The sequence below is a fragment of the Actinomadura litoris genome (assembly GCF_009733595.1).
Taxonomy (GTDB): domain Bacteria; phylum Actinomycetota; class Actinomycetes; order Streptosporangiales; family Streptosporangiaceae; genus Spirillospora; species Spirillospora litoris.
The window spans coordinates 291,608-305,143 of record NZ_WOFH01000004.1; the positions used below are offsets into that span (position 1 = coordinate 291,608).

Genomic DNA, 13,536 nt, shown 5'->3' on the forward strand with positions numbered 1-13,536 from the left:
AGGCGTCGGCGCCTCCTCGGTGGAGGCCGGACGGCGGGGGAGGCGTCCTCTGAGGCGCGGCTCAGCTCGGGAGAGCCGACGCGACCTCGAAGACCCGTTTCAGCCCGGTCGTCTCCAGCACCTGGGCGAACCGTTTGCGGGGCCGCAGCAGCACCAGCCTGCCGCCCTCGGCCCGGATCAGCTTGAGCGCGCGGATCAGCGAGTTCAGCCCGGAAGAGTCGCAGAACACCATGTCGGTCAGGTCCACCGCCACCTGCATCGGGTCGGCCCGCTCGATGGCGGCGGCGAGATGGGCGTTCAGAACGTCGGTGACGGTGAGGTCCACCTCGCCGACCACCGTGACCACCGTCCAGTCGCCCTGTTTGAGAACCTCGAACCTCGCGCCGGCCGGACGACGATCCACCTGTGCCCCCGTGAGCATCGCAGACTTCTCCCTTCCACCCGAATGACCTTGCCGCCACTGCGGAGAATAAAAGAGCTTCCTGGGGTTTCTTCTCCTTTCGGCCGGTCGCGGTCACCACGTCGACCGGCCGGCACCGCCTCGCGGCGGCCGAACGCCGACCTGCCACAGGCGCGAGGCCGCACCTGTCGGGGCGAGGTCGCCGGCCGTCGCGGAGGCGCCCGTCGTGGCCCCGCTGGTTGGCGCGTCGCCTACGTCCGGCGCGGATCATGCCCCAGACTGGGCCGGGGTCCAGGTATTCGGGGGAATCACATGGGGACTCACGACCGTTCGCAGCCCGCGCTCCACTGGTTGTTCGGGGACCAGTTGGGCCCGCACTTCCTTCGGCCGAACAGCGACATCGTCATGATCGAGTCGCGGGGGGTCTTCCGCCGACGGCGTTTTCACCGCGCCAAGGCGCATCTGATGCTGTCCGCGATGCGGCACCGCGCGGCCGAACTCGGTGACCGGGTGCGCTACGTCCAGGCCGACACCTACCGCGACGGCCTGGCCCAGGCCGTGGGGGACGCGAAGGTGACCGTCCACCACCCCACCTCGCACGCCGCCCTCGGCTTCGTTCGGGGCCTGCGGCAGGTCGAGGTGCTGCCGCCGCGCGGGTTCCTCGTCCAGCCGGAGGCGTTCAGCCGATGGGCGGAGTCCGTTCGCGGCGGACGGTTGCGCATGGAGGACTTCTACCGGCGGGTGCGCCGGGAGCACGACCTGCTGATGGACGGCGACCGACCCGCGGGCGGGAGGTGGAACATGGATGCCGAGAACCGCGAGCCCCCGCCCAAGGACGCGGCCGCCCTGCCGGTGCCGCCCCCTTACCGGCCCCGGGAGGACGCCATCGACGAGCAGGTCAGGGCCGATCTGGACCGGTGGGAGCGGAGCGGGGACGTCGCGTTCGTCGGCCGGGACGGGCCGCGCCGCTTCCCCGCCGGCCGCGCCGAGGCCCGGCGGGCGCTGCGCGCGTTCGTGACCAGGCGGCTGCCCACCTTCGGCCGCTGGGAGGACGCGATGCTGGCCGGAGACTGGACGATGAGCCACAGCATGCTGTCGGCCTCCCTCAACCTCGGGCTGCTGGATCCGGCCGAGTGCGTCGAGGCCGCCGAAGCCGCCTACCGCGCGGGCGATGCTCCGCTCAACTCCGTCGAGGGCTACGTCCGGCAGGTCGCCGGATGGCGCGAGTACATGTGGAACCTCTACTGGTACCTCGGCCCCGGCTACCGCGACTCCAACGCCCTGGGGCACCGCGCGCCGGTACCGGGCTGGTTCGCGGACCTGGACGCCGACGCCGTCCAGGCGCGCTGCCTGTCGACCACCCTGGCACAGGTCCGCGACCGGGGCTGGGTCCACCACATCCCCAGGCTGATGGTCCTGGGCAACCACGCCCTGCAGCGCGGCTGGGATCCGGCCGCGGTGACCGACTGGTTCCACCGCTGCTTCGTCGACGCCTACGACTGGGTGATGCTCACCAACGTCATCGGCATGTCCCAGTACGCCGACGGCGGCCGTGTCACCACCAAGCCGTACGCGTCCGGCGGCGCCTACATCAACACGATGAGCGACCTGTGCGGCCCCTGCGCCTACCGTCCCGCCGAACGCACCGGTGAGCGGGCCTGCCCCTACACCGCCGGCTACTGGGAGTTCGTCCACCGCCACCGTGAACGGCTGGCGCACAACCACCGCACCGCCCGCGCCGTCAAGCAGCTTGAGCGCCTCGGCGATCTCGACGATGTGCTGCGGAACGCCCGGCGGCGCGACCCGGACGCGGCGCCCTGAGCCCTGCGCGCGGAGTCATCGCACCAGCCGCACGGCCGCGGGCTGCCGCTGGTTCGCCGAGTTCTGCCGAACGGATGCGTCCGCGGAGTCGCCGGGCTCCGAAGGAACTGGTGTGGGATACGTGCGGAGGAGTCGGGACGAAACGGCGCCGACGGCTCTGGGGGCGGCCGGGGCCGGGTTCCTGGCCGCGATGGTGGCCGCACAGGTCGCGTCGGGGGTGCGGGCGGAGCCGGTCCGTCTGACCAGCGTGGTCGTGGTGCTACTTGCGGCGAGCGCGGTGGCGTTCCTGGCGGCCCGGTGCGGACTTCGCCGGGCCTGCGGCGCCTTCCTCGCGGTGGCGGCCGCGGGGTACGCGGCCGAGTGGATCGGCGTGCGCACGGGTGTGCCGTTCGGGGAGTACGCCTACACGCCGGTGCTGAAGCCGCAGGTCGGCGGTGTGCCGATCGTCGTGGCGGTGGCCTGGGGCGGTATGGGGCTGGCGGCGCACGCGGTCGCGACGGCCCTGGCCCCGAGGCGCCGCGGGCGGCGGTGGGCGCTCGGAGCCGCGGCGCTGACGGCGTGGGATCTGTTCCTCGACCCGCAGATGCTGCGGCTGGGGTTGTGGACGTGGGCGGACGACGGTGCCTACCGGGGCGTACCGCTCAGCAACTTCGCCGGGTGGCTGCTGGTCTCCTTCCTGGTCATGGTGGTGATCGATGTGGTGGTCGGGCAGGGGTCCGCGGGCGTGTCCCGGGGGCTCGTCGCGCTGTACGCCGTGATGGCGGCGATGGAGACGCTGGCGTTCGCGGCGGTGTTCGAGCCGCGGGACGTGGTCGTGGCGGCGGTCGGGGGCGTGTCGATGGGGGCGTTCGCCGTCCTGGCGTGGAGGCGGCGGGCGTGGCAGAGGTGATCGTCGTCGGCGGCGGCGTCGGCGGGATGGTCTCCGCGCTGCTGCTCGCGCGGAACGGGCACGAGGTCCGGTTGTTCGAACGGCTCGACCGGCTCGGCGGGAAGCTCGCGGAGCACGAGCGGGAGGGATTCGTGTTCTCGCTCGGACCGTCGCTGCTGACCATGCCCGGCCTGTTCAGGGAGCTGGGCGTCGGGTGCGCGATGGTCGAGCCGGAGGAGTTGTGCCGGTACCGCTTCGCTGACGGGTCGCGCCTCCGCGCGTTGCGCGATCCGGCGCGGATGGAGGAGCAGGTCGAATCGCTGGCTCCGGGGCAGGGGCCCGCCTGGCGGGCCTTCCACGGCTGGGCGCGGGAGTGCCTCGCGGCGTCCCGGCGGACGTTCTTCACCGGGCCGCTGGGCCGCCGGCCCGAGCAGGCCAGGCTCGGTGACCTGCTCGCCGTCGCCCCGGGCCGGACGCTGGACGGGCTGGCGCGGCGCTTCTTCACCGACCCGAGGCTGCGCCAGTACGTGGGCCGGTACGCCACGTACGCGGGGTCGAACCCGTACCGGGCACCGGCCGCGCTCGGCTGTGTCCCGGCGATCGAGCACGGGGAGGGCGGCTGGTACGTGCCGGGCGGGCTGCCGCGGATCGCCGCGGAACTCGGCGGGCTCCTGGCGGCGGCGGGCGTCGAGGTGCACCTCGGCGCCGAGGTGGCCGAGGTGATCGCCGACCGTGCCGCCGTGTCCGGCGTACGGCTGGCCTCGGGGGAGCGGGTGGGCGCGGACGCGGTGGTGGTCAACGCCGACGCGGCGGCGCTCTACGGCCGGCTGCTGCCGGACCGGCGCAGGCTGCGCCGGATCGCGGGGCTCGGCCTGTCGTCGTCGGTGCTGTTGCTGCTGGCCGGTGTGGAGGGCCGGACGGAGGGGCTGCCGCACCACTCCGTCGTCTTCTCGGCCGACTACCGGCGGGAGTTCGACGACATCTTCCGGCACCGGAGACCGGCGCTGGACCCCACCGTCTACATCGGCTGCACGGCGGTGGACGACCCGACGCAGGCGCCCTCCGGGGCCGAGAACTGGACGATGCTGGTCAACGTCCCGGCCGGGGACCCGGGCCGGTGGCCGATGCCGGTCGAGTCCTACCGGGACCTGGTGCTGGAGCGCCTGGCGCGGCGCGGGCACGACCTGTCGGGACGCCTGCGGTTCGTGGACCTGTTCACGCCGGCGGACCTGCGTGACCGGTACGGGGCCTGGGGCGGGGCGGTCTACGGCAGCGCCTACGGGGGCCGCCTCGCGCCGTTGCGCAGGCCCGGGAACCGGGGCCCCCGGCGCGGGTTGTACCTGGTGGGCGGCTCGGCGCATCCCGGCGGCGGGCTCCCGCTGGTCGCGATGGGCGGGCGGATCGTCGCCTCCCTCGTCGAGGAGGACTTCGGCCGCGCGCACCGTTCCGCCCGTCCGTGGGAGGCGACGGCATGATCGGGCCCCTGACCATCGCGCAGGCGGCCGCCGCCGGGGTCGTGGCGGCAAGGCTCGCCCGGGGGCGCGACCGCCCGGCGCCGCTGGCGCCCGGGGTCTCCGGACCGCCGCGGGAGGCGGTGTCGGTGGTGATCCCGGCCCGCGACGAGGAGTCCCGCATCGAGGACTGCGTCGCGCCGCTGCTCGCCGACCCGGCGGTCAGCGAGGTCATCGTCGTGGACGACGAGTCCGGCGACGGCACCGCGCGGCTCGCGAAGAGCCTGGGCGCCGTCGTCGTCACCGGCGCGCCGCCGCCGGACGGGTGGGTCGGCAAGCAGTGGGCGCTGCACCAGGGCGTGCGCACGGCGGCCGGGCCGATCGTGGTCCTGCTGGACGCCGACACCCGTCCCAAGCCGGGGCTGTGCTCGGAGCTGGCGGCGTTGCTGGACTCCCACGACCTGGTGAGCGCGGGGCCGAGATTCATCTGCGGCGGCGCGTCCGAGCAGGCACTGCACGCGTCGCTGCTGGCCACGCTCGTCTACCGGTTCGGTCCCCCCGGGCCACCCGCACGGGACCCGGACCGGCTGCTCGTCAACGGCCAGTGCCTGGCCTTCCGGAAGGCGCGGATGGTGGAGGCCGACGGTTTCGCTCGGGTCCGCCGCCACCTGACCGACGACGTGGCGCTCGGGCGGATGCTCGCGCGCGACGGCTGGCGGATCGCCTTCCGGGACGCGGGAGCCCTGCTGGAGGTGGACATGCACGAGTCGGCCGCCGGCGTGTGGCGCGACTGGGGCCGCTCGATCGGGCTGCGGGACGTGACCTCGGTGCCCCGCCTGGCGGGCGACCTGGGCGTGGTCTGGCTGACCGCCGCGCTGCCCGTCCTGCGGCTGGCGGCGGGGCGCCCCACCGCGCTCGATCTCGGCCTCCTGACGCAGCGGTTCCTTCTCGTGGCCGCGCTGCGCGGGAGCTACGCGCGCCCCGGGCCGGGCCTGGCGGCGTCTCCGCTGCTGGACGCGGTCGCGGCCGTCCGGCTGACGTGGTCGGTGCTGGCGCCGCCGCGCACCTGGCGTGGTCGCGGCTACGGCCGCGCGGCGGTCAGGCCCGGCGGCCGGCCAGCGCGGCCTGCCCGAAACGCAGCCCGATGAGGCACATCAGCGCCCCGGTGCCCGCGACCTGCTCGACCGGCGCGAAGAGCAGTTGCAGCACCGGCAGGGAGAACACCGCCAGGCGGGTGCCCCACGCGAACGAGCGGAGCGCCGTCCCGCCAATGGCGAGGAGGGCGAGGCCGAGCGCGAACGCCGGCGGGCAGATCACGGCGAACCCGCCGGCGAACGCCAGGACGGAGCGGCCGCCCCGCCACCCGGCGAACACCGGCCAGGAGTGCCCTGCCATCGCCGCGGCCACCGCGGCGTACACCGGCACGACGCTCGCGCCGTCCGGCACGCCCAGGGCGCCCGTCTCGGCGCCGCTCACCAGCAGCCCCACCAGTCCGGCGGCGGTCCCCTTGAGCATGTCGCCGGCGAAGACGGGCACGGCGGCCTTCCAGCCGAGCCGTTCCATCATGTTCCAGAAGCCGGGGTTGCGGTCGCCGACGTCGCGCGGGTCGAAGCCGTGCGCGCGTCCGACGAGCACCGCGACCGGCACCGAGCCGAGCAGGTAGCCGCCGATGACCGCCACGAGCACGGGGATCATCGCCTCATTTCACCTCATCAGATACGCGGGGCTGGACGCGATGCGGCACATGGCGTTCGACCGTCCGGTGCTGCGCGGCACCGGCGGGCTGCGGTTCTGGCGGCTCCTCGGCACGGGGAAGGGCCGGTCCATGAGCCTGGGCGCCGACCTGCGCCGCTGGGCGATGTTCGCGGTGTGGGACGGGGAGCCCGCGCTGGAGCGCTTCCTTGAGCGCTCGCCGGTGGCGGCGCGCTGGCGGGAGGATTCCGCGGAGGCGTGGCACGTCCGCCTCGCGCCGCTGTGTTCCCGCGGCGGCTGGGGCGGGGCCGACCCGCTCGCCGCGGCGGCGGCCGCCCCGCGTGCGGCGCCGTCCGGGCCGGTGGCCGTGCTGACCAGGGCGTCGATCCGCCCGCGGCGGCTGGTGCGGTTCTACCGCTCGGTCCCCGACGTCGACCGCCTGCTGCGCCGCCAGGACGGGTGCCTCGCCTCGGTCGGCGCGGGGGAGTGGCCGCTGGCCCGGCAGGCGACCTTCTCGCTGTGGGAGGGCGCGCCCGCCGTCGAACGCTTCGCCTATCGAACCTCCGCGCACCGCGAGGTCATCGGGCGCGTCCGGCGCGAAGGCTGGTACAGCGAGGAGTTGTTCGCGCGTTTCGTCCCGTTCGGGAGCCAGGGCACGTGGGACGGCCACGATCCGCTGCGTCCCGTCCGGGCCTGATCCGTTCACGTGGTCGATCCCGCGGGGCGATGGCCGTTCACCGCGGTCGGCGCCTCCCCGGCGGCCAGGTCGCGCGCCACCGCGCACGCGCGGGCGATGGCGGCCGCGTCGGACGCGCCGTGCGCGACGACGACCGTCCCGGCCAACCCCAGCAGCGCGGCGCCCCCGTGGGTCTCGGCCGCGTAGAGGCGCGCGACCTCCTCCAGCACGCCCGGGTCGCTGGTCCCGGCGCGGACCGCCAGCGCGCGGACGGCGCGGACGCAGCCCTCGATGTTCTTCAGCACGATGTTGCCGGTGAACCCGTCGGTCACGACCACGTCGACGGTGCCCGCGAGCACGTCGTGGCCCTCGACGTTGCCGTGGAAGCGGACCGGCAGGTCTGGGAGGAGCCGGGCGGCGTCCACGACGAGGCGGTTCCCCTTGCCCGGCTCGGAGCCGATGGACAGCAGGCCGACCGCCGGGTCGCGGACGCCGAGGACGTCGCGCGCGTAGGCGGCGCCCAGCGTCGCGAACTGCGCGAGCATCTCCGCCGTGGGGTCAGCGGTCCCGCCCGCGTCGACCAGCACGGTGGACCCGGACGTGGTCGGAAGCGCCACGGCCAGCGCCGGGCGGCGCACCCCCTCGCGCCGCCCGAAGGCGCGGACCGCGCAGGCCACCACCGCGCCGCTGGACCCCGCCGAGACGAACGGGAGCCCTTCCCGCCTGGCCAGCTCGCAGCCCACCATCAGGCTCGACCCCTGCCGGGAGGCGGTGTTGCCGCCCCGCTCCGCCATGGGGACGACCTCGTCGGCGTGCCGCACCTCCACCCCCTCGGCGGCGCCGTACCGCCGCAACCACCGCCGGATCTCGCCGTCCCGCCCGACCAGGACCACCCGCACCCCGTGCTCGCGGTAGGCCGCCAGCGCCCCCGGCACCGTTTCGGCCGGCCCGTGGTCGCCGCCCATCGCGTCCAGCACGACCCGCGGCCGTCGCCCGGCCATGTCAGGCGGTCCCGGCGGGGGAGCGCCGCTCGGCCCGGCCCGCGGCCGACGCGGCGAGCAGGTGCCGCGCGTAGATCGCGGCGCGCCGCCGGCGTGGCACCCGGGCCCGTGCGCCGAGGACGTCGTGGCCCGCCGCGGCGATCTGGCCCAGGATTCCGCCGTACAGCTCGTGGGCGGCGCGGATGCAGGGGCGGGAGGACGGTGCCAGCAGCTCGATGCCGTCCAGGGCGCGGCGGTAGTGGTCGCGGGCGCGGTCCGCCTCGAAGGCCACGAGCGCGCGCACGGCGCGGGTGCAGGCGCCGCCCGCGAGGTCGGCCTCGGTCACGCCGAACGCGGCCAGGTCCTCCTGGGGCAGGTAGACGCGGCCTCGTTCCAGGTCCTCGGCGATGTCCCGGATGAAGTTGGTGAGCTGGAAGGCGCGTCCCAGTTCACGGGCGGGCTCCCGCGCGGTCTGCTCGGCGCCCGGCACCGTCTCCAGGACGGGCAGCATCATCAGCCCGATGGCGGCGGCCGATCCCTCCATGTAGGCGAGGAGGTCCTCGTAGGTGGCGTAGCGGGTGACGGTCAGGTCGCTGCGCATCGAGGCCAGGAACGCGCTGATATCGGCGCGTTCCACCCCGAAGGAGCGCACGGTGTGCACGAAGGCGGGCAGCACCAGGTCGTCCACCGGCTCGCCCGCCGTGGCGGCGGCCAGCCTCGCGGTGACGCCGTCGAGCGCGGCGGCCCGCCCGGCCGCGTCGGCCGCCCCGCAGTCGTCGACGATGTCGTCGACGTGGCGGGCGAAGCCGTACAGCGCGTGCACGTGCCGGCGTTTCCACTCCGGCAGCAGCAGCGTGGCCAGATAGAACGAGCGGCCGTGCCGGGCGTTGAGGCGGCGGCAGTGCTCGTAGCTCGCGGTCAGCGTCATCGGCTGTCTTCCATGATGCGGTCGGCGGCCAGCCGCCCGGAGATCAGGACGGGTGGAACACCCACGCCGGGCGCGGTGTGCATCCCCGCGAAGTGCAGGCCCGGGACGCGGCGGCTGCGGCCCGACGGCCGGAACCACGCCGTCTGCCGGAAGCGGTGGTCCAGCGCGAACGGTGTGCCCGCCGAATGGCCGAGCCGGGCCCACGCCGGCGGGTCGAAGGTCGTGCTCGGCGCCGACGACAGGTCCCCGTAGCCGAGGTCGGCCATCCGGCCCAGCAGGCGTTCCGTCAGCCGCGGGCCGAGCCGGTCCCAGTCGGCTCCGCCCGTCAGGTTGGGGACCGGTTCCAGGACGCTCAGGGTCGCGTGGTCCGCGGTCGCGGCGGCGCCGTCGGGCGACGGGCAGGTGACGAGCAGGCTCGGGTCGGGCTGCGGGCGCCCGGCCGCCAGCGCGTCGAACGCGCCCGCCCACCGGCGGCCGAAGTGGAGGGTGTGGTGCGCCCGGTCCGGCGGCCGCCGGTCGATCCCGAAATGCATGACCAGGCAGGACGGGGAGTACCGCGGCCTGCGCAGCCGCCAGTCCCGGGCCGCCTCGGGGAGCAGCCCGGCGTGCGCCCGCGGCAGGTCGCAGGCGACGACGACGTGGCTCGCGGGCAGCCGCTCGCCCCCGGCCAGCCGTACCGCCGTCACCCCGGACGCGCCGGTCTCCACCCGCTCGGCGCGCACGCCGTACCTGAGCGCCGCGCCGGCCTTCTCGGCCACGGTCGCCATCGCCTGCGGGATGGCGTGCATGCCGCCGCCCGAGGGGAAGTACACGCCGCCGACGGTGTCCATGTGCGCGATGACGGCGTAGATGGCGAGCGCCTTGTGCGGGGGCAGCCCGACGTACAGCGACTGGAAGGTGTGCGCCCGGACGAGCCGCTCGTCGGTCAGGTGGGCGGCCACGTAGCGGTCCAGGCGCCGGAACCCGCCCGCCGCCGCCAGCCTGAGCAGCGCGTAGGGACGGGCCATGCCGCGGAGCCGGGTCATGTCCGCGTCGATGAACGACGACCACTCGGCGTCGAACATCTCCCCGAGCGCCCGGCGGAACCGCAGATACCGCGCGGCCTCCGCCGGGCCGCACAGGTCCCGGACGTTGCCCGCCATCCGCTGCGCGCCTTCCACGACGTCCAGGCGGGATCCGTCGTGGAAGGCCAGCCGGTAGAACGGGTCCAGGCGCCGCAGCGGCAGCACGTCCTCCAGGTCCTCGCCCGCCGCGCCGAACGTCTCGGCGAGCACGTCCGGCATCGTCAGCACCGAGGGGCCGGTGTCGAAGCGGTAGGGGCCGACCTGCGCCGTGCCGCAGCACCCGCCCGGTTCGTCCGCGGCCTCGACCACCACCACCTCGCGCCCCCGCGCCGCCAGGTGGAGGGCCGCCGACAACCCGCCCAGTCCGGCGCCGACCACCACGACCGGATTCCGCGCCGCCATCAGCGCCGCCCGCGCTGACCGTCGCCCCATGCCACCCGAAGTCGGAAACGCACTGTTTCTCCATCGTCGTCCGTATAGGTTCTGCACTGTCCTTCGGGACGCGGCGTCCGGCCGGTTGCATCCACGCGGCGAGCGGCCCGCGGACGACCGGACCGCCCACCTCAGCCGTGCGGCGTGCTGGTCGAAAGGTCCCCCTTCGGTCGGCCGCCCCGTACCCGGAGCCGCTACGGGCAAGCGCGGGTTGCCGGAGTCTTGCGCGCCCGCATGCCCGCAGATGACCGGGCCCAGGAGGCGGGCGGGGTAACAGCCCCCAGGACGGGCATGGGTGCCCCGGACCGCCCACTCGGGCGCGACACAGGAGATGGGGACCAGGTGGCTGATTCGGTGGTGGTGGTCGGCGCCGGGCTGGCCGGGCTGGCCTGCGCGGTGCGCCTGCACGAGGCGGGCGTCCCGGTGCGGGTGCTGGAGGCGTCCGACGGAGTCGGCGGACGGGTGCGGACCGACATCGTCGACGGCTTCCGCCTCGACCGGGGGTTCCAGGTCTTCAACACCGCCTATCCCGAGGCCAGGCGCGTACTGGACCTGGAGGCGCTGGACCTGCGCCCGTTCGCGTCCGGTCTGCTGGTCTTCCACGAGGGACGGCGTGAGCGCGTGATGCTCCCGTGGAGGCATCCCGAGCACGCGCTGAGCGGTGTCCTCGCCGATATCGGATCCGCCCGCGACAAGGCGGCGCTGGCCGCGATGACCGCCCGTGACCTGGCGGTGCCCGGCTCCTGGATCCGGGACGGGGCCGAACGCGACACCGCCGCGGAACTGCGCCGCTGGGGGATCTCCGGCGAGATGACCGAGAAGCTGCTGCGCCCGTTCCTGGCCGGAGTGCTGCTGGAACGGAAGCTGGAGACATCGAGTCGCTTCTTCCATCTGATCTGGCGGTCGTTCGCGCGCGGCACCATCGCCGTCCCCGCGCGGGGGATGGGGGAGATACCGGCACAGCTCGCGGCCCGGCTGCCGGCGGGGACGGTGTCGCTGGAGACCCCGGTGCGGCAGGTCACCGACGAGGGGGTGGAGACGGTCGGCGGCGAGACGATCAACGCCGACGCGGTGGTCGTCGCGACCGATCCGGCAGGGGCGGCCGCCCTCGTGCCCGAGATCGAGGCGCCGGTGATGCGGGACGTCACGACCTTCTACCACGCGGCCCCGGAGTCCCCTCTGAACGAGCCCGTCCAGGTCCTGGACGCCGAGGGGGTCATCACCGACACGCTCGTCCTCACCGACGCGGCACCCGAGTACGCCCTGGACGGCGGCGCGCTCGTCTCGACCTCGGTCCTCGGCCTCGACGCCGACGAGGCGCGCGTGCGGGACCGGTTGGGCGACATCTACGGGGACACCGCCGCGTGGCGGCTCGTCGCCGCCTACCCGGTCAAGGCCGCGCTCCCGGCGATGCCGCCGCCGCTGCGGCTGCGCCGCCCGGTGCGGCAGCGCGCCGGGCGGTACGTCTGCGGCGACCACCGCGACACCGGATCCATCCAGGGCGCGCTGGTGTCGGGCCGCCGCGCGGCCCAGGCCGTCCTGGCGGACCGGCCGGGCGGTCAGAGCTGATCATCTTCCGTCGACCAGGCGTTCCGTGGCGACTACTCATCTCGGCGGCGGGTACCGCGAGCTCATGGGCAGGGGAAACGAGAAGGCCGTCCACAGGTGTTCCGCGCAGCGCGGGCGGGAGGGGTCCCGATGACCGATGAGGAGGCGGCGGACGAGTTCGGCAAGGTCGTCAACATGACGCCAAAGGAACTCGAACGCTGGCTGGAGACCGAGGAATCGCGGTCGGTCGGGCAGGCGGAGAGCGGTAAGGAGTCCACGGGCCATGCGTCGGGCCGCAGGATCGTCGAGCTGCTGCGGGCGAACCGATCGGATCTGGGCGAGCAGGACTACGCGCATATGAACAAGGTGGTCGGCTACGTCCACCGCCATCTCGCGCAGCGTCCCTCCGGCGATGTCAGCGACACCAGGTGGCGCTACTCGCTGATGAACTGGGGCCACGACCCGCTGAAATGACCTTCGTGGACGAAGGCGACCGGCTCCTGCGGTCGCCGCCGCCGCGCTGACCGCCCGCTCTTCGGCTTCATGGTCTCGCCCTGCCTCGCGGTTCACGGCGCTGCTCGACCCGATGCGAAAGTCTGGCCGGAAACGCAACCGCCGGGGACGGTTCCGGCGAAGTTCTGGGAGATCGTACGCTGTGCGGTCGTAACGACGGCGCGGAGACCGGAACGCAGGAGCGGGGCCAATGGATCGGGAGCCCGGACTGGGTGTGGGCGCGGTGGCGCGGCACCTGGGCGTGGCGGCCGCCACGCTGCGCACCTGGGACCGCCGGTACGGCATCGGACCCAGCGGGCGCAGCCCCGGCGGCCACCGCCGGTACACGCCCGCCGACCTCGCGCGGCTGGAGGCGATGCAGCGGTCGATCATCGCGGGCGCCCCTCCGGCGGAGGCGGCCCGGGCCGCGTTGAACGAGCCGCACGGCGCGCCGCCGCACCCCCGCGGGCACGGCGCCGGCGGCAACCGGGTCCCGCTGGGCGACCTGCCCGCCGGATCGGACCCCGCCGAGGTGCGGGGGCTCGCCCGTGCGGCGATGGCGCTGGACGCTCCGGCGATGGGCCGGGCGGTCCGGGCGGCGATCGCCGACAGGGGGGTCGTGGAGGCGTGGGACTGCCTGATCGTCCCGGTTCTGAAGGGGATCGGCCGCAAGTACGCGGCGTCGGGTGAGTGCGTGGAGGTCGAGCACCTGCTCTCGACGGTGCTGGTCGGCTGCCTGGTGGAGGTGGCGCCGCCCGCCCGGCCCTCGAACCCCCGTCCCGTGCTGCTGGCCTGCGCGCCGGAGGAGCAGCACACCCTGCCGGTGCACGCGCTGGCCGCCGCGCTCGCGCAGGCGGACATATCCTCCGCCCTGCTCGGCGCGCGGGTGCCGGCGTCCGCGCTGGCCGCCGCGATCCGGCGGGCCGGGCCGAACGCCGTCCTCGTCTGGTCGCAGACCGCCCGGACCGGCGACGACCCCGGCTGGCTGGACGGGCTCCCGGGCTCCCGTCCGGCGGTGCGCCTGCTGGTCGGCGGGCCGGGGTGGAACCGTGGTCGGCTTCCGTCCTCCGCCCGGCTCGTGACCGACCTGAGCGAGGCGGTCACCGAGATCGGTTCCGCGTTCACGCGGCCCTGACCTGCGAAAAGATTCCACGGCCTTTAGGGGGCCTGGATTGCTTCCGCCC

13 protein-coding genes are annotated in these 13,536 nt (G+C 74.9%); 8 read left to right on the forward strand and 5 right to left on the reverse strand.

Annotated features, from left to right (window positions below):
- Nucleotides 1–61: 61 nt before the first annotated feature.
- Nucleotides 62–421, reverse strand: coding sequence for an STAS domain-containing protein (locus GNZ18_RS12725; protein WP_156216504.1), 360 nt, complete (start codon nucleotides 419–421; stop codon nucleotides 62–64).
- A gap of 291 nt (nucleotides 422–712) precedes the next feature.
- Between GNZ18_RS12725 and GNZ18_RS12730 the strand changes: the two genes are divergently transcribed.
- The 4 genes from GNZ18_RS12730 to GNZ18_RS12745 all read left to right on the forward strand — a co-directional run bounded on the left by GNZ18_RS12730 (nucleotide 713) and on the right by GNZ18_RS12745 (nucleotide 5,688).
- A complete protein-coding gene (locus tag GNZ18_RS12730) occupies nucleotides 713–2,221 on the forward strand; it encodes a cryptochrome/photolyase family protein (RefSeq protein WP_156216505.1) in 1,509 nt (502 codons plus the stop codon).
- A 112-nt stretch (nucleotides 2,222–2,333) separates the two neighbouring features.
- Nucleotides 2,334–3,110: a carotenoid biosynthesis protein gene (locus tag GNZ18_RS12735; protein ID WP_312874465.1), complete on the forward strand. Its 777-nt coding sequence runs from the start codon at nucleotides 2,334–2,336 to the stop codon at nucleotides 3,108–3,110.
- The gene (locus GNZ18_RS12740; RefSeq protein WP_312874466.1) at nucleotides 3,098–4,564 is read left to right on the forward strand and encodes a phytoene desaturase family protein; all 1,467 of its coding nucleotides are present in this window, start codon (nucleotides 3,098–3,100) and stop codon (nucleotides 4,562–4,564) included. The genes GNZ18_RS12735 and GNZ18_RS12740 overlap by 13 nt, the downstream gene beginning before the upstream one ends.
- Complete coding sequence (locus GNZ18_RS12745) at nucleotides 4,561–5,688, forward strand: glycosyltransferase family 2 protein (RefSeq protein ID WP_156216506.1); 1,128 nt, start codon at nucleotides 4,561–4,563, stop codon at nucleotides 5,686–5,688. Before GNZ18_RS12740 ends, GNZ18_RS12745 begins: the two co-directional genes overlap by 4 nt.
- Here GNZ18_RS12745 and GNZ18_RS12750 read toward each other — a convergent pair.
- The gene (locus GNZ18_RS12750; RefSeq protein WP_156216507.1) at nucleotides 5,639–6,235 is read right to left on the reverse strand and encodes a glycerol-3-phosphate acyltransferase; all 597 of its coding nucleotides are present in this window, start codon (nucleotides 6,233–6,235) and stop codon (nucleotides 5,639–5,641) included. The genes GNZ18_RS12745 and GNZ18_RS12750 overlap by 50 nt on opposite strands.
- Here GNZ18_RS12750 and GNZ18_RS12755 point away from each other — a divergent pair.
- A complete protein-coding gene (locus tag GNZ18_RS12755) occupies nucleotides 6,210–6,929 on the forward strand; it encodes a spheroidene monooxygenase (protein ID WP_156216508.1) in 720 nt (239 codons plus the stop codon). The genes GNZ18_RS12750 and GNZ18_RS12755 overlap by 26 nt on opposite strands.
- 5 nt (nucleotides 6,930–6,934) lie before the next feature.
- Here the strand turns inward: GNZ18_RS12755 and GNZ18_RS12760 are convergent, their stop codons facing one another.
- Genes GNZ18_RS12760 through crtI form a run of 3 tightly spaced genes read right to left on the reverse strand, consistent with a single transcriptional unit; the run spans nucleotide 6,935 to nucleotide 10,312 of the window.
- Complete coding sequence (locus GNZ18_RS12760) at nucleotides 6,935–7,909, reverse strand: phosphate acyltransferase (protein ID WP_156216509.1); 975 nt, start codon at nucleotides 7,907–7,909, stop codon at nucleotides 6,935–6,937.
- A gap of 1 nt (nucleotide 7,910) precedes the next feature.
- Complete coding sequence (locus tag GNZ18_RS12765) at nucleotides 7,911–8,816, reverse strand: phytoene/squalene synthase family protein (RefSeq protein ID WP_156216510.1); 906 nt, start codon at nucleotides 8,814–8,816, stop codon at nucleotides 7,911–7,913.
- Complete coding sequence (gene crtI, locus GNZ18_RS12770; protein ID WP_246249726.1) at nucleotides 8,813–10,312, reverse strand: phytoene desaturase family protein; 1,500 nt, start codon at nucleotides 10,310–10,312, stop codon at nucleotides 8,813–8,815. The genes GNZ18_RS12765 and crtI overlap by 4 nt, the downstream gene beginning before the upstream one ends.
- A 342-nt stretch (nucleotides 10,313–10,654) precedes the next feature.
- Here crtI and GNZ18_RS12775 point away from each other — a divergent pair, with 342 nt between their 5' ends.
- From GNZ18_RS12775 to GNZ18_RS12785, 3 genes are all read left to right on the forward strand, one after another.
- Nucleotides 10,655–11,881 carry an NAD(P)/FAD-dependent oxidoreductase gene (locus tag GNZ18_RS12775; RefSeq protein WP_312874467.1) on the forward strand — a complete coding sequence of 409 codons (1,227 nt, stop codon included), beginning with the start codon at nucleotides 10,655–10,657 and terminating at the stop codon, nucleotides 11,879–11,881.
- Between the two features lie 129 nt (nucleotides 11,882–12,010).
- Entirely contained in the window at nucleotides 12,011–12,334 is a 324-nt protein-coding gene (locus GNZ18_RS12780) for a DUF3140 domain-containing protein (protein WP_156216512.1), read from the forward strand.
- 229 nt (nucleotides 12,335–12,563) lie between these two features.
- Complete coding sequence (locus tag GNZ18_RS12785; RefSeq protein WP_156216513.1) at nucleotides 12,564–13,487, forward strand: MerR family transcriptional regulator; 924 nt, start codon at nucleotides 12,564–12,566, stop codon at nucleotides 13,485–13,487.
- The last annotated feature ends 49 nt before the right edge of the window (nucleotides 13,488–13,536 follow it).